At 42.5% G+C, this 21,320-nt stretch carries 19 protein-coding genes and 1 rRNA gene; all 20 read right to left on the bottom strand.

All coding sequences use genetic code 11. The features are described from left to right. A 16S ribosomal RNA gene (locus IQ19_RS24625) occupies positions 1 to 210 on the bottom strand; the annotation flags it as partial. A gap of 431 nt (positions 211 to 641) precedes the next feature. Next, a complete protein-coding gene (lysS, locus tag IQ19_RS24620) occupies positions 642 to 2,141 on the bottom strand; it encodes a lysine--tRNA ligase (protein WP_144546083.1) in 1,500 nt (499 codons plus the stop codon). Positions 2,142 to 2,341: 200 nt separating this feature from the next. Continuing rightward, complete coding sequence (gene dusB, locus IQ19_RS24615; RefSeq protein WP_144546081.1) at positions 2,342 to 3,343, bottom strand: tRNA dihydrouridine synthase DusB; 1,002 nt, start codon at positions 3,341 to 3,343, stop codon at positions 2,342 to 2,344. Positions 3,344 to 3,377: 34 nt separating this feature from the next. Beyond that, positions 3,378 to 3,593, bottom strand: coding sequence for a helix-turn-helix domain-containing protein (locus IQ19_RS24610; RefSeq protein ID WP_144546071.1), 216 nt, complete (start codon positions 3,591 to 3,593; stop codon positions 3,378 to 3,380). After that, on the bottom strand, positions 3,545 to 4,072 hold the full coding sequence (folK, locus tag IQ19_RS24605; protein WP_144546069.1) for a 2-amino-4-hydroxy-6-hydroxymethyldihydropteridine diphosphokinase: 528 nt from the start codon (positions 4,070 to 4,072) through the stop codon (positions 3,545 to 3,547). Before folK ends, IQ19_RS24610 begins: the two co-directional genes overlap by 49 nt. Beyond that, the gene (gene folB, locus IQ19_RS24600; protein WP_144546067.1) at positions 4,072 to 4,431 is read right to left on the bottom strand and encodes a dihydroneopterin aldolase; all 360 of its coding nucleotides are present in this window, start codon (positions 4,429 to 4,431) and stop codon (positions 4,072 to 4,074) included. The genes folK and folB overlap by 1 nt, the downstream gene beginning before the upstream one ends. After that, on the bottom strand, positions 4,424 to 5,260 hold the full coding sequence (gene folP, locus IQ19_RS24595; protein ID WP_144546065.1) for a dihydropteroate synthase: 837 nt from the start codon (positions 5,258 to 5,260) through the stop codon (positions 4,424 to 4,426). Before folP ends, folB begins: the two co-directional genes overlap by 8 nt. 11 nt (positions 5,261 to 5,271) lie before the next feature. After that, the gene (pabC, locus tag IQ19_RS24590) at positions 5,272 to 6,129 is read right to left on the bottom strand and encodes an aminodeoxychorismate lyase (protein WP_144546062.1); all 858 of its coding nucleotides are present in this window, start codon (positions 6,127 to 6,129) and stop codon (positions 5,272 to 5,274) included. A gap of 3 nt (positions 6,130 to 6,132) precedes the next feature. Beyond that, the gene (gene pabA / locus IQ19_RS24585) at positions 6,133 to 6,726 is read right to left on the bottom strand and encodes an aminodeoxychorismate/anthranilate synthase component II (protein WP_144546060.1); all 594 of its coding nucleotides are present in this window, start codon (positions 6,724 to 6,726) and stop codon (positions 6,133 to 6,135) included. Beyond that, positions 6,723 to 8,138: an aminodeoxychorismate synthase, component I gene (gene pabB, locus IQ19_RS24580; RefSeq protein ID WP_144546058.1), complete on the bottom strand. Its 1,416-nt coding sequence runs from the start codon at positions 8,136 to 8,138 to the stop codon at positions 6,723 to 6,725. The genes pabA and pabB overlap by 4 nt, the downstream gene beginning before the upstream one ends. Positions 8,139 to 8,287: 149 nt before the next feature. Continuing rightward, positions 8,288 to 9,217: a cysteine synthase A gene (gene cysK, locus IQ19_RS24575; protein ID WP_144546056.1), complete on the bottom strand. Its 930-nt coding sequence runs from the start codon at positions 9,215 to 9,217 to the stop codon at positions 8,288 to 8,290. A gap of 229 nt (positions 9,218 to 9,446) precedes the next feature. Beyond that, positions 9,447 to 10,325: a peptidyl-prolyl cis-trans isomerase gene (locus IQ19_RS24570; protein ID WP_144546054.1), complete on the bottom strand. Its 879-nt coding sequence runs from the start codon at positions 10,323 to 10,325 to the stop codon at positions 9,447 to 9,449. A 185-nt stretch (positions 10,326 to 10,510) separates the two neighbouring features. Further along, positions 10,511 to 11,389 carry an Hsp33 family molecular chaperone HslO gene (gene hslO, locus IQ19_RS24565; RefSeq protein WP_144546052.1) on the bottom strand — a complete coding sequence of 293 codons (879 nt, stop codon included), beginning with the start codon at positions 11,387 to 11,389 and terminating at the stop codon, positions 10,511 to 10,513. Between the two features lie 60 nt (positions 11,390 to 11,449). Continuing rightward, complete coding sequence (locus tag IQ19_RS24560) at positions 11,450 to 12,229, bottom strand: type III pantothenate kinase (RefSeq protein ID WP_144546050.1); 780 nt, start codon at positions 12,227 to 12,229, stop codon at positions 11,450 to 11,452. Between the two features lie 175 nt (positions 12,230 to 12,404). Then, positions 12,405 to 14,396: an ATP-dependent zinc metalloprotease FtsH gene (gene ftsH / locus IQ19_RS24555; protein ID WP_144546047.1), complete on the bottom strand. Its 1,992-nt coding sequence runs from the start codon at positions 14,394 to 14,396 to the stop codon at positions 12,405 to 12,407. A 142-nt stretch (positions 14,397 to 14,538) separates the two neighbouring features. Further along, positions 14,539 to 15,084, bottom strand: coding sequence for a hypoxanthine phosphoribosyltransferase (hpt, locus tag IQ19_RS24550; protein WP_199749550.1), 546 nt, complete (start codon positions 15,082 to 15,084; stop codon positions 14,539 to 14,541). Positions 15,085 to 15,107: 23 nt separating this feature from the next. Next, positions 15,108 to 16,496 (bottom strand): tRNA lysidine(34) synthetase TilS, encoded by a 1,389-nt coding sequence (gene tilS, locus IQ19_RS24545; RefSeq protein ID WP_144546045.1) that lies wholly within the window; start codon positions 16,494 to 16,496, stop codon positions 15,108 to 15,110. A 254-nt stretch (positions 16,497 to 16,750) separates the two neighbouring features. Beyond that, on the bottom strand, positions 16,751 to 17,728 hold the full coding sequence (locus tag IQ19_RS24540; protein ID WP_144546079.1) for a serine/threonine protein kinase: 978 nt from the start codon (positions 17,726 to 17,728) through the stop codon (positions 16,751 to 16,753). Continuing rightward, complete coding sequence (locus IQ19_RS24535; protein ID WP_144546043.1) at positions 17,697 to 18,437, bottom strand: vWA domain-containing protein; 741 nt, start codon at positions 18,435 to 18,437, stop codon at positions 17,697 to 17,699. The genes IQ19_RS24540 and IQ19_RS24535 overlap by 32 nt, the downstream gene beginning before the upstream one ends. A gap of 365 nt (positions 18,438 to 18,802) precedes the next feature. Next, positions 18,803 to 21,283: a stage II sporulation protein E gene (spoIIE, locus tag IQ19_RS24530; protein ID WP_144546040.1), complete on the bottom strand. Its 2,481-nt coding sequence runs from the start codon at positions 21,281 to 21,283 to the stop codon at positions 18,803 to 18,805. Positions 21,284 to 21,320: the final 37 nt, after the last annotated feature.

The raw sequence follows: 21,320 nt of genomic DNA, 5'->3' as shown, positions 1-21,320 counted from the left end.
CTTTCAGCTTTCCCTCATGTGAGGGAAAGAATTATCCGGTATTAGCTCCGGTTTCCCGAAGTTATCCCAGTCTTACAGGCAGGTTGCCCACGTGTTACTCACCCGTCCGCCGCTGACTTCTGGGAGCAAGCTCCCAGAAGTCCGCTCGACTTGCATGTATTAGGCACGCCGCCAGCGTTCGTCCTGAGCCAGGATCAAACTCTCCATATAAGAGTTGATTAAGCTCATAAGTTGTCTTTTTTAAAAAGACTAAAGAATTAACGTTGACGTTTTTGTTCGTTCAGTTTTCAAAGATCAATCCGTCGCTTAAGGCGACTTTATTATCTTATCAGATTCAGTTGTCTGAGTCAATAACTTTTTTGAAATCTTTTTTTGTAAGTCACTGTCTCGCAGCAACGAATATAAATATATCACCATAACAGACAAGTTGCAATATGTTTTTTTCTTTTTTATTCATAATAAAGAAAGAAAAAATATTCCCATTATTCTGCTCATAAAAGAAGGAAATGCATCCTAATCTGCTTGTGCAATCAGCCTCATCCCAAGCCCTTTCCATTGAAGATTTTCACACTCAAATTTAGACAAATAAAAAAGGCAAAACACATCACCTGTGCTTTGCCTTTTTAAATAGAACTAATTAATTAACGATGGCGCATTAATGGGAACAACAGAACATCTCTAATAGAAGGAGAGTTTGTTAATAGCATAACAATGCGGTCGATTCCGATGCCCAGTCCCCCTGTTGGAGGCATACCGTATTCAAGAGCTTCAATGAAGTCATCATCCATCATGTGGGCTTCATCATTGCCTTGCTCACGTTCTTTAAGCTGCGCTTCAAAACGTTCACGCTGGTCAATTGGATCATTTAGCTCAGTGAATGCATTTGCATGCTCACGCGCTACAATGAATAGCTCAAAACGATCTGTAAAACGCGGATCTTCGGCGTTTTTCTTTGCAAGCGGTGAAATCTCTACTGGATGTCCATAGATAAATGTTGGCTGAATAAGCTTCTCTTCAACCTTCTGCTCAAAGAATTCATTAACAATATGGCCGTATTCCATGTTGTCTTTAATTTCTACCCCATGCTCTTTAGCAAGCTGCTGTGCTTCTTCCTTGCTTGTTTCCTTCCAGAAGTCAACGCCTGTATATTCTTTAATGGCATCTACCATATGAAGCCTTTTCCATTCAGGTTTAAGGTTTACCTCGTACTCACCATATTGAACAGTAGTCGTTCCAAGCACTTCCTGGGCGATATGGGCGATGAGGTTTTCAGTCAAACTCATGATATCTCTGTAGTCTGCATATGCTTCATATAACTCAATCATCGTGAATTCAGGATTGTGACGGGTTGAAATACCTTCATTCCGGAATACCCGTCCGATTTCATAAACTTTTTCAAGGCCGCCGACAATTAGGCGCTTCAAGTGGAGCTCAATGGCTATACGCATATAAAGCTCCATATCCAAAGCATTGTGGTGTGTAATAAAAGGACGTGCTGATGCTCCACCTGCAATCGAATGCATCATAGGCGTTTCTACTTCCAAATATCCATGGTCATCAAGATAACGGCGCATTGATTGAATAATGCGGCTGCGTGTGATGAAAGTTTGCTTGCTTTCCTGGCTCATAATCAGATCCAGGTAACGCTGGCGATAACGCTGTTCAACATCTTTCAATCCGTGGAACTTATCAGGAAGTGGGCGTAAAGATTTTGTCAGAAGTTCAAACTCCTGGGCTTTGACAGACAGTTCGCCCACCTTTGTTTTAAACAGTGTTCCGGTAACCCCTACAATATCCCCTAGGTCTGCAGATTCGAAAATAGAGTAGTTATCTTCTCCGACTGCGTCTTTACGGACATAGATTTGTATTTGGCCTGACAAATCTTGTATATGAGCAAAGCCGGCTTTTCCTTTTCCGCGTTTTGTCATGATTCGGCCAGCCAGTGTGACAGAAACATTCTTTTCTTCAATAACTTCTTTTTCCAGCTCTCCATACTGTGTAATCAGATCTTGGCTTTGATGAGAACGCTCATAGCGTTTCCCGAACGGATCCATTCCCTTTTCGCGAAGACTGTTCATTTTTTCGCGTCTTACTTTTAATTGGTCATTTAATTCTTCATGACTCTGGCTCACTGAAATCATCTCCATTTTGTAAATCTTTTTATGTAAGCATAAGGACTGCGAGTTCAATAATGTATATCTCTATTATTTTACACAATGAGGTTAAAACAGACATCCCAAATATTTAAATAGAATAAAAACTGCCAGTTCATGCACTGGCAGTTTCTTTGTATCAAAAGTATTATAGGCAAAGAACGACAGCATGTCAAACTTTATGCCGCTTATCCAGCCTGGATTTGGTTTCTTTCTTTTTCTTCTGCATCAATGACAATAGCGTTTAATAGAGTCACAAGATCTTCTCTTGTATTGCACTCATTGATGGCATTGCGGACTTTTGCATTGCCGCGGATTCCTTTTAGGTACCATGCTGCATGCTTTCTCATTTCGCGGATCGCGATATTTTCGCCTTTTAGTGAAATCAGGCGGTCAAGGTGAAGAATACAAACATCAATTTTCTCGCGTACTGGAGGCTCACCCATTAATTCTCCAGTTTCAAGATATTTCACTGTTCGGTAAATTATCCATGGGTTTCCAAGTGCAGCACGGCCGATCATGACACCGTCACAGCCAGTTTCGTCCAGCATGCGCTTTGCATCCTGAGGTGTTTGCACATCACCATTTCCGATTAACGGAATGTTGATATTCTGTTTTACCTCGCGAATAATATCCCAATTCGCTTTTCCTTCATACATCTGCACACGTGTACGGCCGTGAAGGGCTACTGCTTTACCGCCTGCACGCTCAACAGCTTGAGCATTTTTAACAGCATAGATATGATCTTCATCCCAGCCCATGCGCATTTTCACTGTAACAGGCTTTTCAACAGCGTCTGTTACTGCAGAGACCATTTCATAAATTTTATCCGGATCAAGGAGCCACTTGGCACCTGCATCACATTTTGTGATTTTTGGAACAGGGCATCCCATATTGATGTCGATAATATCTGCATTTGTATTTTTATCAACGAATTTGGCCGCTTCAACAAGTGTTTCTCTTTCGCCTCCAAAGATCTGCAGGCTTAGCGGCTTTTCTCTTTCATCGATGTATAGCATATTCATTGTTTTTTCGTTTTTAAAAACAATTCCTTTATCGCTGACCATCTCAGCGCATACAAGGCCGGCACCAAATTCTTTAACAGTCAGACGGAAAGCCGAGTTGCACACTCCGGCCATCGGAGCCAGAACAACACGGTTTTTCATCTCGATTTCGCCAATTTTGAACATCATTGTACCTCCTTATAGATTTCAGACCTATATATTAATCGTGCTCTTGCTTCGGAGCCAATTCTTCTTGTGTAACATTAAGCGCAAAAGCGATCTGCTCAATTAAGGCCGGGGCCGGCAATCGATTTCCTCTTTCAATTTCACCCAAAATTGAAACCGATACACCCAGTTCTTTCGCAAAACCTTCTTGTGTAAAGCCTTTTAACTTTCGAAAAGCGCGAATACGTCTTCCCCATTTTTCTGCTTCCATATCCGTACTCCCTCTCTGTCAGGTATATCTTCCAGTATTGAACTAAGAGGCCTCTCCATCTTCGGAAGCCTGATGCTGGAATCAATCTCTAAAAGAGGAATAAGGACAAATGCTCTTTCATGCATCCGAGGATGAGGAACAATAAGCTTCTCTGTTTCAATATTTTCGTGATTATACAGCAAAATGTCAAGGTCTATTGTGCGGGGACCCCAGCGAATATCCCTTTTTCTTCCAAGATCCAATTCTGTTTCAAGGCATGCATCCAGTAATTCAAAAGGGTTTAAAGCCGTTGAAACTTGGATAGCCATATTGAGAAATTGTTCTTGATTTTCATAGCCAACCGGATCGGTTTCGTAAATAGAAGAAGTATTTACCACCCCAACTTCAGGGAGCCGACCAATCTTTTCGATGGCTTCTTTTAAATTTTCAAAGCGGTTGCCAATGTTGGAACCAAGCGCAATAAAAGCTGTATTCTCCATTATCGGCCCCTCGTAATTTCAACTGCAACCGATTTATAGTGGCCCGGAATGGGCGGATCGGGCTTGATCACTTTAACAGTTAGCTGGGAAATCAGCGGGAAACGTCCTAGCAGTTCCCCTGACAGCTTCTCAGCTACTGCCTCTACAAGCTTATAAGGCTTTCCTTCTACAACTTCTTTGCAAACCGTGTACAGCTCGCCATAATTAATGGAATCCTCCAGATTATCTGTTTCCCCGGCCTTTTTTAAGTCTGTTTCCACGATCAGGTCGACAACGAAACGCTGGCCAAGACGGGTTTCTTCAGGAAAGACGCCATGGTACCCGTAGAATTCCACTTGGTTGACATATATTTTATCCATTATACTCACCTTTTCCCATCAGGGCATCCATCATTTTTGCCATCCTGCTCATCTCCTTCACATCGTGAATTCTGATTATTTGGCAGCCCTTTTGGATGCCGTAGCAAACAGTTGCCCCTGTCCCTTCTGTCCGCTCTTCAACAGGAAGGTCCAGGATGGTTCCAATCATCCGTTTTTTCGATGTTCCAAGCAGGACAGGATAGCCCACTGCAACGAGCTTGTCCAAATCTCTCATCATTTCCAGGTTATAGTTTAGATCTTTCGCAAAACCAATACCCGGATCAAGAATGATGTTCTCGTCCTTTACACCTGCTGATTTAACCATGGTGATACTTTCATACAAGTCATTCATGACATCACGGAAAAACGAAGTATATTCCATGTCTTTGCGATTATGCATTAGAATGATCGGAGCTTGGGTCTCTGCTGCGACAGATGCCATATCCGGATCTGCCTTAGCACCCCATACATCATTGATAATATGCGCTCCGGCTTCAATTGCCTGCTTCGCTACTTCAGCCTTATAGGTATCAATGGATATCGGAACATCTACTTCCTTTGAAATCGCCTCGATAACAGGAAGAACTCTTTCCAGTTCCTCTTGTGCAGGTACTGCAGCAAATCCAGGACGGGTTGACTCGCCCCCAACGTCAATAATATCCGCACCGTTTTCAACCATTTCCGTTGCATGTTTTATCGCTTGATCAAGATGATTGTACTTGCCTCCATCCGAGAAGGAATCTGGCGTTGCGTTCAGAATTCCCATAACAAGCGTTTTATTGCCGTAGTCTAATGTATACGGGCCACATTGGATTGTTGTTTTAGACATTATGAAACCTCCTACAGTTCATTCCTGCTCCACAAACATTCACAGTAACGTTCATAGCTTGACTGGAGCTTTGATGTTTTTTCACCGGAAAGACCAGGCATTGAGTGACCACCAAACGAAGAGATCGGGACAATTTCCTGAATGGAATTGGTTACGAAAGCTTCATTTGCCTTCCAGACATCCTCTGGCCTGTACATTCCTTCTCGCACACTCAATCCCATTGTTTCTGCCAGCCTGATAACAAATTTTCTGGTAATGCCATTAAGGATGCCTGTTTCAATAGAAGGAGTGAATAGTACATGATCTTTAATCCAGAATAGGTTTGATACAACCCCTTCGGCTAAAAAGCCTTCTTTTGTTAAAAGTACGCCTTCTGTTCCAGGATCATTTCCTGCTTCTCTTTTTGCAAGGATATTATTTAAAAAATGATGTGACTTTAATCGTTCTGCTCCTTCAGGTGTATTGCGGGGGATTTTCAGCAGTACTGCCTGCTTTTCCTGCCTGGCGCTTCTCGGGGGAAGCGGTTTGCAGAATATGATCGTGTTCGGTTTTGTGTAAGGGTCTGTTTGAAGGCCAATCTCACCCATACCCGCTGATACATTCATCCTGATATACGCATCTTTATATCCGTTTTTTTTAAGTAGCAGTTCCAATGCTTCGGCCAATTGACTCCTTGTAAAACTCGCTTCTATATTTAAAACATCTAAACTCTGATTAAGCCGCTCCAGATGGTCATCAAGCAAAAAAGGATGTCCTTCATATACTCGAAAGGTCTCAAAAAGCCCCATGCCATATAAGAAGCCATGATCGAAAGGGGAAATGGCTGCCTCTTCTTTTTTTACCACTTTGCCGTTCAAATAGAGATACAAGGTTTACAGCCCCTCTGTCTGCAAGGTTGTTTTATAGTGATTAATGAAATTCTGCAGCAATTCCTTTCCGGCTGTAGTCATAATTGATTCGGGATGGAACTGGACTCCTTCAACCGGAAGCTTCTTATGGCGCAGGGCCATTATTTCTCCTTCAGCCGTCCAGGCAGAAACCTCCAGGCAAGAAGGAAGAGTTTCCTTTTTGACAATCAATGAATGGTAGCGGGTAGCCGGGAATGGGTTGGGCAGTCCTTTAAATATCGTCTTCCCGTCATGGTAAATCTCGGATGTTTTTCCGTGCATGAGCCGTTCCGCCTGCACCACATCACCACCGAACACCTGTGCAATCGACTGATGGCCAAGACAAACGCCAAAAACAGGGATTTTACCTGCAAATGCTTCAATCGCTTCGAGGCTGATGCCCGCTTCATTCGGACTGCACGGCCCGGGAGAAATCATTAAAAATTTGGGCTGCAGACCGCTTATTTGGGATATGGAAGTCTCGTCGTTTCTTTTAACAACTAGCTCTTCACCCAATTCACCTAGATACTGTACGAGATTATAAGTAAAAGAATCATAATTATCGATCATATAAATCATAGCTGATCCCCTTTTGCCTGTTCTGCGAGTTCTTTTGCTTTCCAAAGAGCAATTGCTTTTTTCAGCGATTCTTTATATTCATTCTTTGGATTGGAATCAATTACAATACCGGCACCTGCCTGAACATGCGCCTTTCCTTCCTTCACAAGCATCGTCCTTATAATGATATTTAGCTCCAGATCGCCGCTGAAGTTAATCCATCCAAGCGAACCAGTGTAAGGTCCCCTTGTAACCGGCTCCAGCTCTTCAATAATTTCCATCGTCCTGACCTTTGGAGCACCCGTGATTGTGCCGCCAGGAAATACAGCATCGATTAAATCAACTGCATTTTTATCCTCTTCTATTTGTCCCTTTACATTGGAGACAATGTGCATAACATGCGAGTATTTTTCAATCACCATAAATTCATCAACTGTAACTGTTCCATATTTACAGACCCTGCCTAGGTCATTTCGCTCTAAATCGACCAGCATAACGTGCTCTGCACGCTCTTTCTCATTTTCGATCAGCTCACTGGCTAGCTTAAGGTCCTCCTCATGGTCCTTCCCGCGGGATCTTGTCCCCGCAATCGGACGCGTGCTGACTTCACTTCCCTTTTTCTTAATCAAAAGCTCCGGTGATCCGCTTACAAGCTGGTAGTCAGGGGTATGAAAATAACCCATATACGGCGACGGATTTAAAGACCTCAGCTGTTCATATATCTCCATTGCTTCAATTTGAATGGGGCGGCTTTGGCGCACGGATAGGTTTACCTGGAACACATCTCCCTGAGAAATATATTCCTGTACACTCCTAACAGCAGCCATAAACTCTTCTTCATTCATGGAAACATCAAGATCATTGGCACTTTGCTGGTGTCCAACTTTAGCAGCAGGCTCTGTATCATTTTTTTGCCAGCTCTGTTCCCACCCCTTAGTTCTCTCATCAATTGATTGCTCTTCACCTTTTTCATATAAGAAAAGCAGCCAAAGTGTTTCCTTCTCATGGTCAAAAACAAAGAACTCTTTAAATACAAAAAAGTGTATATCAGGAATTCGGAGATCATCTATTGCATCATTCGGAAGTTTTTCAATATAGCGTGCGTAATCATAGCTGATAAACCCGATAGCACCGCCTTGGAAATCAGGGAGTTCTTCCAGCTTTTCAACTTGATATTGGTTTAGCCAATCCTGCATTAAGTGAAGAGGATTTCCTTCAAGTATTTGTTTTTGGCCATTCTGGCGTATCTCAAGCTTTGAATCCTTACCCGTTAAAATTGCTTCCGGATCAAAAGCTGCGATACTGTACCGGCCGCCTCTCCCGCTTTCAAGCAAAACATGATGCTCTCTTCCTTCTGCCAGCCTGCGATATTGGCGGAAGAAACGATTATATGAAAAAGATATCTTTTTTGCATGTATGTGAAGTTGATTCAATAGAAAGTCACCCCTAAATATTTCTCTTTTTTCATCATACATGATGTAGGGCAAGCTTTCATAATTTTTGTCTAAAATTGCATTTCTGGATACTGCCAAGTAAAATTAAACACAAAAAGGCAACGGCCAATAGACCGCTGCCTCTATTATTATTCGGTTTCGAATTGATATAAAGGAGTACTTAAATAACGCTCTCCATTACTTGGAATAATTGCCAGCACCTTTTTGCCTTTGCCAAGCTCTTTAGCAACTTTTAATGCTGCACAGATGGCTGCACCTGAGGAGATGCCGCCAAGAATTCCTTCTTCTTTGGCCGTGCGGCGGGCATATTCAAACGCCTCATCATTTGATATTTGAATGACTTCATCATAAATCTTTGTATCAAGAGTATCTGGAACAAATCCTGCTCCAATTCCCTGGATTTTATGGGGGCCTGGCTTTCCGCCTGATAGCACAGGTGAATCAGTCGGTTCAACCGCATATATTTTAATGTTTTCATACTTTTCGCGAAGCACTTTTCCTGCCCCTGTAATCGTTCCGCCCGTTCCAATTCCTGAAATAAAGGCATCAAGCTGGTCTCCCATTTGCTCTGCAATTTCAGGTCCTGTTGTTAAACGGTGAACTTCCGGATTCGCAGGATTTTCAAACTGCTGCGGCATAAAATAGCCATTTTCTTTAGCCAATTCTGTTGCCTTGCGGATCGCTCCATTCATTCCTTCAGGCCCAGGTGTTAGGACAAGGTCGGCACCGTAAGCACGAAGCAGGTTGCGGCGCTCCATACTCATGGTTTCAGGCATTACTAAAACTGCCTTATATCCTTTTGCAGCCGCAATCATAGCTAAACCAATTCCTGTGTTACCGCTCGTTGGTTCAATAATGGTGTCGCCCTGCTTCAGATTTCCACTTTTCTCTGCAGCATTGATCATTGCCAAGGCAATACGGTCTTTAACACTGCTTCCCGGATTCATATATTCCAGTTTTAAATAAACATCTGCACTATTTTCATCAACTAAACGATTTAGTTTCACAATTGGTGTCTGGCCTACAAGATCTGCGATTGTATTTGCTACGCGTACCATTTTCCCCACTCCTTATTTCCGAGTATTTTTATTGGTTTAATACAAATTTACCAATTTTTATTGGTGATGTCAATTATTTTGAAACATATAATTGCCCATTTAAAAGAAAATTCATACTTTTGTCATCTTGATTAAATTACCCTTAATTATTATTCATACTCACATACAAAAAAACCTTCTTATTTTTTTATGTAGAAAAAAACACGGAAACTTTCCGTGTTTTTCATCATTATTGTACTTCTTCTTCTCCGTAAAACCATTCAACATCCGTTTCTTTCCAAAATGGCTTTGCCGAAACCGGGACATCCATTTGCTCAAGAGCAATCTGGCGTCTTATTAGGTTTTTTACTTCTTTGTAGGAATAGCTTTCACCTTTAAGATGCTCATGCAGCTTGACAACTGCATAGCCTTCTTCGGTTTTAATCGCCTTACTCCATTCCCCCTGCTTTAAGTTTTTAACCTGCTTAAGGAAGTCTTCTGCTATGTGCTCATCATCTTCACTGATATAACCGGCATTGCCTCCCTGATTAGCCGTAAATTCATCGATAGAACGTTCCATCGCCAACACAGAAAAGCTGGATCCTTGCTCTAATTCCTTCAAGGTTTGTTCCGCTTCTTCTTTTGTTTTTACGACAATCTGAGAAATGCGGTAAGAGTCAGGCACATTAAATTGGCTGCTGTTTTGCTCATAGTATTGCTTCATTTCTTCTTCTGAAACAGCTACATCTTTCGTCAAAAGCTCTTCAAGTATCAGATTGTTTTTTATTTGCCTTCTCCACTTATCTTCTGTTGTCTGTTCAGAAAAATCGCTTCCATACATTGTTTTAACCATTTTCAATTCTCGGTCCACTGCCTGGTCCGAAATATTAATGCCGTACTTTTTTCCGGCGTTTTCAATAACCTTTTGGTCAATCAACTCATTTAAGGTACTTTTCCCATATCTTACTTCCATTTCACTCAGCCACTCCTGCCGAGTGATCTTATCCTTGCCGACTTTTGCTACTGCTTCCCCATTGCTTCCATCGTCTCTAAAAAGCAAAAAAGCTAGTGTGACACAATTGAGTAAAACCAGTCCAGCAATAACCATCCATAGGTGTTTCTTTTCCAACTGCTCCTCCCCCAAGAAAAGCGTAAGCGCCTCGCTCACCCCAGACAAGCACAAGACGAGCCTCCTGGGAAGGTATTCTTTACCTTTCTGGGAGGATTGGCTTGTGACCTCGAGGGGGTAGGCGCTGAAGCTAGACATTGATCAAAGTCCATAATCACTTCTTATATTCCTGACCCGATATGCAATTATTCCGCTTCTTTCTTTAGTTCTTCCAGCTCTTCTTTTGAATAATGATATTTTTCATTACAGAAATGGCAGGAAGCCTCAGCTTGGCCATCTTCTTCAATCATTTCCTGTATTTCATTTTTCCCTAAACTGATGATCGCATTGGCAAAACGATCTTTTGAACATGTGCATGTAAAGGAAACAGGCATTTTTTCAAGGAATTTCACCTGGTCTTTGCCCAAAATGGTTTCCAACAGTTCCTCTGGCGTCAACCCTTGCTCAATAAGTTTTGAAATAGGAGGAATCTCTTTAAGCCTGTTTTCAATGATTGTAATGGTCTCTTCGTCAGTGCCAGGCATTAACTGAAGAATAAATCCGCCCGCAGCAAGAATCGTGTTATCAGGGTTAACTAATACACCCACTCCGACTGAAGATGGTACCTGCTCAGAAGTTACAAAGTAGTAGGTGAAGTCTTCCCCTAGTTCTCCGGAAATGAGAGGAACTTGTCCTGTGAAATGGTCCCTCATCCCAATATCTTTAACTACTGTTAATGTACCTTCCGTACCGACCGCGCGGCGCACGTCAAGCTTGCCTTGCTCATTAAGGTCAAAGTGTGTTTGCGGATTTGTAACATAACCGCGCACCTCTCCCTTTGCATTGCTGTCTACAAGAATAGCGCCAATCGGACCGCCGCCTTCAATTTTGATTGTCAGCTTATTATCACCTTTAAGCATAGCGCCCATCATTACGCCGGCAGTCATCGCTCTGCCAAGTGCAGCAGAAGCAGTCGGCCAAGTATAATGCCTGCGCTGTCCCTCTCCTACTGTTCCCGTAGTGCGGGCCGCATAGGCACGAACCTGGCCATTATAGGCAAGTGCTTTTACTAAATAATCGCTCATTTCTTGCTCCTTTCCAGAAACCGCCACTTATTAACACCGGCTCTTTTTTAATCTAACGTGCTATTTTTTTAGGGTTTCCATATTTCGTTTATAAATAATCTGCAAACCCTTTAAAGTTAAAAATGGATCAACCACATCAATGATTTTAGACTCCTGGGCAATAAGACTGGCCAGCCCTCCAGTCGCAATGACAGTCGGGCTCTCGGCGGCCTGGTCCTTCATTCTTTTTACTATACCTTCTACCTGGCCTACGTAACCATATAAGATGCCTGCCTGCATGGCGGCAACTGTATTTTTCCCAACAATATGGTCAGGGCGTGCAATTTCAATTCTTGGAAGCTTGGCGGCACGCGAATAAAGCGCCTCAGTTGAAATTCCTATTCCCGGAGCAATCGCTCCGCCCATATACTGCTTATTTTCATTTATATAACAATAGGTAGTTGCTGTTCCGAAATCAACAATTACAAGCGGGCTCCCATATTCATGAATCGCTGCCACTGCATTGACGATACGGTCTGCACCAACTTCTCTCGGGTTTTCATATTTAATATTCAATCCTGTTTTTATCCCTGGTCCTACAACAAGGGGCTTAACATGGAAATATTTCTGGCACATTCTTTCAAGTGAAAACATGATTGGCGGCACTACAGAAGAAATAATAATGCCGTCTATATCAGAAAAAGAAAGATTTACATGCTCAAACAGAGACTTAATGATCATTCCATATTCATCTTCTGTTTTATTGCGATTGGTTTCAATTCTCCAATGATGTTTTAATTCATCACGGTCATAGACACCCAGAACAATATTAGTATTTCCTACATCAAAAACAAAGATCAACCTTCTCACCACTTTATATTTATTTCGCAAAAGCGCAAACGCTTAATTTTTTATACACTGCAAACATCATATCATAACTCTTATAGATTCGTGTAATAGGAAATGCCATTTGCCTGGGCAAGTATGAAAACAAGTATAAAAACCAGCAAAAAAAGCGCCTAAAAGGCGCTTTTTCTTATTTATCCTTACGTTCCTCATCAATAGCAGGAGGCGTATCCGCTTCTGCAGGGCTTGAACCTTCCCGTGCTTCAGGAATTTCGCCTGAATCAGCAGGATCATCTTTTTTAATGCTGATATTCACTTTAACGTCATCGGCACTTTCAATGGCAGCCACTGCACGGTCAGGAAGCCTGCCATGTTCCGATAAATGCTTGATTTGCTCTGCATCAAGCGTTTCGACTTCAAGCAATGTATTTGCGATCAGATTCAGCTTATCACGATTTTCTGTTAAGAGCTTTCTCGCTCTTTCATAAGATTCCTTGATGATGCGCTGGATTTCAAGATCGATTTCATATGCGATAGCATCTGAATAGTTCTGTTCATTATGGAAATCACGTCCAAGGAAAACCTGGCCGCCTTGTGACTGTCCGAATTGCAATGGCCCGAGCTTGTCACTCATACCAAATTCGGTTACCATGCGGCGGGCAATGCCTGTCGCACGCTGGAAGTCATTATGGGCACCTGTACTTACTTCGCCGAACACGATTTCTTCAGCAACACGTCCACCCAGCAAGCCGACAATTTTGTCAAGAAGCTCGGGCTTTGTCTGGAAGTAACGGTCTTCTTTCGGAAGCATGACAGCATAGCCGCCTGCCTGGCCACGAGGTACGATCGTTACTTTATGAACCATTTCAGCTTCATCAAGCACTAAACCAATAACTGTATGGCCTGCCTCGTGGAAAGCAACAATGTTTCTTTCCTTTTTGGAAATGACACGGCTTTTCTTGGCTGGTCCAGCTATTACGCGGTCTGTTGCTTCATCGATATCTTCCATATCGACTTTTTTCTTATTTCGGCGGGCAGCTACAAGCGCTGCTTCATTCAATAGATTTTCAAGGTCTGCACCCGAAAATCCAGGTGTACGCATGGCGATGCTCTTTAAGTTAACTGACTCATCCAAAGGCTTGTTGCGGGCATGTACTTTAAGCACTGCTTCACGGCCTTTAACATCAGGGCGGTCAACCGTAATCTGTCTGTCAAAACGTCCCGGACGCAATAATGCTGGGTCAAGAATGTCCGGGCGGTTTGTTGCAGCAATGATAATAATCCCTTCATTAGCTCCAAACCCATCCATTTCTACAAGAAGCTGATTAAGGGTCTGCTCACGTTCATCATGGCCCCCGCCAAGTCCAGCGCCACGCTGGCGCCCTACGGCGTCAATCTCATCAATAAAGATGATACATGGAGCATTCTTTTTCGCATTTTCAAATAAGTCACGGACACGGGAAGCCCCGACACCTACGAACATTTCTACGAAATCAGAACCGCTGATAGAGAAGAACGGCACTCCCGCTTCACCGGCAGCAGCACGTGCAAGCAAGGTTTTACCAGTTCCCGGAGGTCCTACAAGAAGTACCCCCTTAGGAATTCTTGCTCCAAGTTCAGCAAACTTGCGCGGGTCCTTAAGAAACTCAACGACCTCAACAAGCTCCTGCTTTTCCTCATCGGCTCCTGCTACATCTTTAAAACGCACTTTCTTCTTGCTTTCATCGTAAAGCTTGGCTTTGCTTTTGCCGAAATTCATAACACGGCTTCCTCCGCCCTGCGCCTGGTTCAGCAGGAAGAAGAATAAAATAAAGATAATGATGAAAGGTATTATTGAAGTAAAGAATGTTACCCAGCCGCTTGTTTCCTTCGCAGGCATTACTTCAACATCTGAGGTTTTCGCCATTTCATCAATTCGGTCAAGGATATTATCATTATTCATGATGTAAGTCAGGAAGTATTTTCCTTCCTCATATCCCTCAAGCTGCCCACGTACCTCAAAAACACCTCTCTCAGGCTGTAATGAAACCGACGTTATTTCGCCACTTTCTAGATAATCGACAAATTTATTATAAGAGATGTGCTCAGTTGGTTCATTGTTGCCGTTAAAAAAACTGACAACTCCAATAATGACTAAAAATATTAATAAATAAAAGATGGTATTCCGGAAGATCCGATTCATCCCTTACCTCCTCCCACGGTAAACAAACTATAGTGTATAGTATCATAGAAAATCGTGCCAATACAAGGAATTAGACTTTTCAAAACCGGGTGTTTCTCTTTTCAGTAAAGGGCTTTAACTCAATATCAATCTTATGGTTTACTTAATCATTATTGCTGTATACCTCTGGCTTAAGGACTCCAATATAAGGAAGATTGCGGTATTTTTCTGCGTAATCCAATCCATAGCCCACTACAAATTCATCAGGAACGATAAAGCCTACATAATCTGCTTTGATATCTGCTTTTCTGCCTGTCGGCTTATCAAGCAGCGTAACAATCTTAATGCTTTTAGCTTTTCTGTATCGGAAAAGTTCTACAAGGTAGCTAAGCGTTAATCCGCTGTCAATAATATCTTCAATAATAAGGATATCTCTTCCTTCTACGGATGTATCAAGGTCTTTTAGGATTTTTACTTCACCTGAAGAAACCATTGCATTGCCGTAGCTTGATACATCCATGAAATCCATCTCAAGGTATGTATCCACGCGCTTCAAAAGATCGCTCATAAAAGGCATAGCCCCTTTCAGAACTCCAATTGCAAGCGGGAATCGGTCCTTGTATTCTTCAGTAAGTTCAGCAGCAAGGGATTTGATTTTATCCTGCAGCTCCTCTTCTGAAATTAATACTTTTTCAATATCATTTTTCATCATTTATTGTGCCCCCTAGAAGATCATTGCTTTATGTATTTTAAAATAATATAACTAGCACCAGATGTATGTTGCATTGAATAATGGGATTTTTTCAAACCGGGAACCCATAAGATGCGGCCATGTGCATCGGTGACAATTGGCCATGTTTCCCTTTCCTGCAGCGGTATTTTACAATCAATGAAAATGTCCTTAATTTTCTTGGTTCCCTGCATTCCTTTAAGGGTCATGCGGTCTCCTGCTCCTCTCGTCCTTATAATAAGCGGAAGAGAGACATCTTCCCTGTCTAATAGCAGGGTATCATTGTTTAGATTTCCATCAGGACAGTCAGTATATTCAAATATAATGGATCCGCCGTTTGGGAGTTTAATGATTGCAGGTTCGGAGACTTGAAATCGATAGGATTGTACAGGTTCCTTCGGGAATTGGAAATGACATTTCCGGTAGGAGCGTACAATATGTAAATCGTTTGGAAAAATTAGTTTTCCCGATGGATGAGGACTTTTCATTAAGGAAAAAATGCTCTCTATATGAGATGCGGATAAAGACGCAGGTCTTTCCTTATAAAGATAGTTTAATATTAGTTGAATACCTCTCCTTTGTAAAGGCATTGGCATTGCCTCAAAAGCATCAATATCCAAGCTAATTTCCTCATCTGTCTTCTTTTCCATTACTGTATTCATTTTATGGACAGTTAATTCCTGCAGATATGCCTCATCACTTTGCAAATCTTCACTAAATCTTTGAAAATGCTCATGCACATGAGGGTTTTCTTCTCTCAGGAATGGGAGCACCTCTTTTCTAAAGCGGTTTCGGCTGTAAATGCTTTTTTCATTGCTGGGGTCCCGCCGGGGGGTAATCCCCTCTTTAAGGCAATACTGCTCAATTTCGTTTCTGCTCATGCATAAAAACGGACGAATGATAAAACAATCTGCAAATGGGCGAATAAAAGGCATTCCTGCTCTAGCTTTCCCGGTGCTTCCCCTTGTTAACCGCATTAAAATAGTTTCTACCTGGTCATCTCCATGATGCCCCAATGCAATGTAATCCACATTATGTTTTTTTGCAATTTTCCCAAAGAAGCTGTATCTGCAATCCCTGGCTGCTGCTTGGGAACTCTTTCCCGTCTTCTCTATAAACTCAGGTACATCAATTTGCTCCATTTCAAAAGGGATTTCCCTTTCGATGCAATAATCCCTGACAAACATGGCGTCCTGGAAAGATTCATCACCTCTAAACATATGATCGACATGCGCAGCTACTATTTCAATATTAAATAGATGTTTAAAGCTCCAAAGATAATGGAGCAGGGCAATCGAATCGGGGCCGCCTGATACCCCAATCAAGAGCTTCTTGTTATTTAGTTCAATTCCCTTTCTCCTAAGGAAAGCTCTAACTTTTTCTTCGAGCATAGGCTACTTCCTTATCCATTTTAAAATATATTTTTCTTTACCCTTGCCACGGGCCATATAATCCTTGTGCATTAAAAAGCATATCATTTTTTCCATGTAAATATCAAAAGGGAATATGTAACCTTTATTACGGCCGAGAGGCTAAAAGGTTTCAATTTTTTTAGACATTGGCTATGTTAAAGCTCATTGTTTATTTTGGGCACTTAGTTGTATGGAGCGGAAAGCAGCAGGCCAGTTTAACAGAGCTAAGAAATTTAAAGAAGCTGTCCATAAATATAAAAGAGATAAAGAAGTGTCACAATCAGGACGATTAAGACAGTTTCAATAAAGCCGCCCTTTTTCTTCTTTTGAATGTATGCCTGCCGGCTGACAGGCTGGCTCCCGGTTGTTTGGCCTTTTTTTCGGTTAGGTGTACTCCTTTGTCCAGAGCTTGAACGTGTCAGCTGAAGCATATCATTTCTCATTTCATCTGCCGAGGCATAATTGCCTTGAAGCGCATTTAAGATAACATCTTCATATTTTAAGAGTTCTTTCTTTTGCCTGACCATCAATTTTAGCTGTTTGAGATCTCCGGTGCTTTTGCTGAACCTCTTCGGATAAGCTGTATTAATTAAAATCATTGCGGCAGCAAATAAATCATAAGCAGGGTCAGCTTTCCGTGTCCCAAGTCCCCAATACCCCCTGTCATAAAACTCTGTGAATTCTTTAATGGCCCTTCCCTGGACTGTTGTTCCTCCCACGTCGATTGTGCGTATTTTGGGTGGAGGCCCTGTTACAATCAAATTGTCGGGCTTTAAATCGCCAAAAACCCACCCGTTCTTATGCAATGCTTCCAAATCGCTTAGCAGCTGGACGATTAAAACACCAGTCCAGGATGGCCCCTTTTGATGAATAAACGTTAGCAAGTCGGGGCCTTGTATGTATTCCATAACATAGAAGGATATTTTGCTGCCCCTTCTTTCCCAATCATCCACATCAAGCAAAGAAGGCCCGAGGGCAGAGCCTTGGACCTTTGCAAAGGATTTGAGGACGTTCACTTCAGAGGTTATGGACATCCCGTTATCGCTCATCTTCAAAGCAACCTGCTGATTTTGGCTTTTTGCCAGATAAACAATCCCATTTGCACCGTAACCCAGTTCCTTTACAATTGTGTAACGGTTGCGGTGCCACTTTCCTTCAATCACGGTACCAAGGTTTACTTTACACTGACTCTTCAAAGAATGATTCATCATCATCACGGGAAAGCAGACTCCTTAATGAACGTTTTTTCTTAAAATATGTTAGTGCTTCGCGGATGGCTGGACCAGTTGGTGTAATGCCGCCTGTTGTCAATTTAGAGAAAATGCTTGTCAATGACTCAAGCTTTGGTGTCCAGTCCAGCAATTTTTCGACATCTTTCTTTTTCCCGGGAAATACAAAAACGGAAAAACGATTATCACCGGATCGGGCATTCAGGCTTAAAGATAGGTCCAGCAGTGCTTCCTTTACTGTTGGGAGCTTATGCTTCATACTCGCACTTGTATCGACCAATACCAGCACTTCAAGTTCGACTGTCTCACCAAGTTCATCGACAACTTCCATGACTTCTCCCCTCTGTTCAGGAGGAAGGTCTTCCATTGTTTTCTCACCGCCCAAAATCTGCTGCAGCTCTTTGTTCACGACTCCCTGAAGAGTTTGGGTCATCGCTTTCCTTGTTACCATTTGCACCGTCTGCGACAGCTGCTGTGCATAGACAACCTGGCTGACTCCGCCGCCAGACATGGCAATTCCTTCGATCTCGTTCATGCCCTGTTCATCAATCACATCATGCTCCATGACTCCTATCACATTGACTGTAATCCCTTGCTCTTTTGCCAGGGCAGCCATTGCGATTGGATCTTCACCCTGATTCGAACAGCCATCCGTTATCAGCAAGATTTGCTTAAGTGTTCCTGTTTTCATGAAACTCCCCTCCACTTCTGAGTTGTTACCATTTTCGACTGAAAAAAGGGGAAATATACCTGAGAAATGCTGAAGCACCTTGATCACCCCCGACAAGCACAAGACGAGCCTCCTGGAAGGCGTTCTTTGCCTTTCTGGGAGGATTGCCCGAAATGTGGAGGCGACTGCACAGGGACGACAGGTATAAGACGGTTCCTGTAAGAAGGCGTTCTTCCTTCTGAAAGGAAACGGCTTATGACCCCGAGTCCCTAGGAGCCGCAACTAGACAAGCTTGTGACCTCGAGGGGGTAGGCGCTGGAGCTAGACACTTATCTAACTTAAAGAACATATTTATTTATCGAGACAACATGTTATGAGCAAATTAATCAGTTGGCTTTTTGGCGGACTGCCTGAACCGGAATGCTTGTCCACTTAGGTGTATTATGTTTGATCCTTGATACCACAACAGTCATATCATCTTCAATATTTCCTGATCTGGACCTAATGACTTCTTCCATAATTAAATCTGCCACTTCCTGAGGATCGTCTGTCTTTAACTCTGTTATTTTCCGCTTCATCCACAAATCAAAATTCTCCACATGCTTTGGCCCTTCAAAAACCCCATCACTCATCATGATTAATAAGTCGCCGGCTTTCAGCTGCTCACTTACAACATCCACATCAAATTCCTGGATAATGCCCATCGGAAGATTGCTGGCCTGGATTTTCAATACTTTATGGCCTCTTTTAACAAAACTTGGAGTAGATCCAATCTTCAAAAATTTCGCGTCGGCATTTTGCAGATCAACCATGGCCAAATCCAAGGTTGAAAAGATTTCATCTGTCGTCCTTAAAGAAAGGACTGAATTAACTGATTTAATTGCAACTTGCTCCTCAATTCCCGATTGAAGAATTTTTTGCAGCAGCAAAAGGGTTTCTTTGCTTTCCGCATGGGCACGTTCTCCGTTGCCCATACCATCACTGATGGCAATGGCATACTTGCCGCAGCCCAGTTCTATAGTTGAATAACTGTCACCTGAAATTAACCCGCCGTCTTTCGCCGCATGCGCAACTCCGGTTTCTACCGCAAAAGCCTTCGCTGAACGGAAGGTTACATGGCAAAAGCCATTTGGAAAGGCAGCGCATTCCTCTGAATTTACTAATATCGTTTCTCCAAGAATATCAGATAACATTGGAGCAATCAGCTTTTCACATTCTCCATGTCCCTGGCAGTACGGGATGGTCATATCAATGTCAACATTCCCCTGTTCAAGGCTATATATTTCAACTTGCTCGATATGAATGCCAAATTCCTGAAGTGCCTCCAGGATCTGCTCTTCCTGTTTATGATGGTTCTCACGTTCCCTTTGAATCTCTTTCGCAAAGTCGCCCATCACTTCAGAAACACCCATCAACTGGTCAGCCACAAGCCTTCTGCTTTCTTGGACCTGCTTCTTCAGCTTTTGGTTGGCCTTAAAATAGGTCAGCTCCTGCTGGACTGCTTCAGTCACTTTTTTGGATCTTGTACAGTACTTTTCCCAATCCCTTGCAAGCTTTGGGGATAGCGCCCCCTGATTATTGTCCACATCATGCATAATATCCATCATATATTCATAGGTTGTATTAAAGTTCTTTGACCAGCAATGGTCTTTCTTGAAACAAGTCTGGCATGTTTTTTCTGTTACATTGCTTAGAAAATAATCCATTTCTCTATCATTACCGTCTTCCCATTCCGACGGCTCATCGTGGGCAGAGAAGCTTTTGGATAAGGCTTGAAATACACTTGAAAACTGTGCAACCCGCTGTGCTGTTACATCCCGCATTTTTCGCATATACTGCTGCTGTTCTGCGGCATACTCCGGTGTTCCCGGTATGTGCTTTGCCAGCTTTGCCGTTAATGCCTGAGGGGTTAAGAGAAATAATAATATAGCAGCGCCTGTTTCTGACAGGGTCTTCATCAGGTTTCCGCTTCCTTCGCCATACATACCCATCAGCAGCGTTGCTATCAGCAGCCCGACTGCCACACCGAACTTTTTCCCTTCTTTTAAAAGGCCGCCAAGCAACCCTGAAAAAGCAAGCAAACTCATATGATAGAAACTTGATATATTGGCAAGGGAGAATATTAACCCAGTTACCACCCCTACAGTAGAACCGACCGTTGCTCCTGCTACAAATGAAAACAGCAAGACAAGATAGCGGGACATAATATGCTCTACCGAAAGATCATAGACTGTCCACCCAATTGTTCCTGTCATAACAGAAGCCAGCATAATAATAAGACACACGATTTCTTCCGTTTTCAGCGATTGCCTGCGCTTATTAATTGAAAGCAGCGGAAGACCTTGAAGAAAAATAAGAGTAAGAATGAAGCCCAGGCTGGACTCAACACCAGCCATCATTCCATCATATAATGCCAGCTGGCCCTTAACAATAAAGGCCTCAAGCAGTTTTCCCGCCAAAATGGTGAAAAATACATAGAAGGGCAAAGCCCTAATTTCATTATTCAGCCATTTTTTCGACACCCTAAAGACAAACAAGAATATAAATGTGATTCCAAAAGCGGATACAGCATTCGATATGGATAAAGTTGCTGCACCTGCAATCAATCCCACCAATGCGAGCGGAGCCTTATCTCTTCTTATAAAATAAACCGCAGCGAAAAATGGAAGGCTAAAAGGGGTTAGTTTCGCTAATATCAAGGCTCTTCCAAGCAAAAAGCCAATGATCAGCAGAACATAGCCTCTTTTAAGAAAGAAATTCTCCAATCCTGATTGGAGCTTTTTTAAGCCTTTGGCAAATTCGAGTTTCGGTTTGTTAAATGGCACTTCTCCGATCGGCTCCATTACATTCCTTTCTACCTTTTCCATTAAACTACACTCCCCATATTTTTATCGTTGCTGACAA

It is taken from the genome of Cytobacillus oceanisediminis (assembly GCF_007830235.1).
GTDB classification, from domain to species: domain Bacteria; phylum Bacillota; class Bacilli; order Bacillales; family Cytobacillaceae; genus Cytobacillus; species Cytobacillus oceanisediminis.
Note: the sequence above shows the minus strand (reverse complement) of the source record. Positions and strands in the feature narration are given on the sequence as shown.

Coding starts and splice junctions, on each gene's coding strand:
- lysS (WP_144546083.1), bottom strand. CDS start 2,141: ATGATTTCAGTGAGCCAGAGTCATGAAGAATTAAATGACCAATTAAAA.
- dusB (WP_144546081.1), bottom strand. CDS start 3,343: ATGTTCAAAATTGGCGAAATCGAGATGAAAAACCGTGTTGTTCTGGCT.
- IQ19_RS24610 (WP_144546071.1), bottom strand. CDS start 3,593: ATGGAAGCAGAAAAATGGGGAAGACGTATTCGCGCTTTTCGAAAGTTA.
- folK (WP_144546069.1), bottom strand. CDS start 4,072: ATGGAGAATACAGCTTTTATTGCGCTTGGTTCCAACATTGGCAACCGC.
- folB (WP_144546067.1), bottom strand. CDS start 4,431: ATGGATAAAATATATGTCAACCAAGTGGAATTCTACGGGTACCATGGC.
- folP (WP_144546065.1), bottom strand. CDS start 5,260: ATGTCTAAAACAACAATCCAATGTGGCCCGTATACATTAGACTACGGC.
- pabA (WP_144546060.1), bottom strand. CDS start 6,726: ATGATTTATATGATCGATAATTATGATTCTTTTACTTATAATCTCGTA.
- cysK (WP_144546056.1), bottom strand. CDS start 9,217: ATGGTACGCGTAGCAAATACAATCGCAGATCTTGTAGGCCAGACACCA.
- hslO (WP_144546052.1), bottom strand. CDS start 11,389: ATGAGCGATTATTTAGTAAAAGCACTTGCCTATAATGGCCAGGTTCGT.
- ftsH (WP_144546047.1), bottom strand. CDS start 14,396: ATGAATCGGATCTTCCGGAATACCATCTTTTATTTATTAATATTTTTA.
- hpt (WP_199749550.1), bottom strand. CDS start 15,084: ATGAAAAATGATATTGAAAAAGTATTAATTTCAGAAGAGGAGCTGCAG.
- tilS (WP_144546045.1), bottom strand. CDS start 16,496: ATGCTCGAAGAAAAAGTTAGAGCTTTCCTTAGGAGAAAGGGAATTGAA.
- IQ19_RS24540 (WP_144546079.1), bottom strand. CDS start 17,728: ATGATGAATCATTCTTTGAAGAGTCAGTGTAAAGTAAACCTTGGTACC.
- IQ19_RS24535 (WP_144546043.1), bottom strand. CDS start 18,437: ATGAAAACAGGAACACTTAAGCAAATCTTGCTGATAACGGATGGCTGT.
- spoIIE (WP_144546040.1), bottom strand. CDS start 21,283: ATGGAAAAGGTAGAAAGGAATGTAATGGAGCCGATCGGAGAAGTGCCA.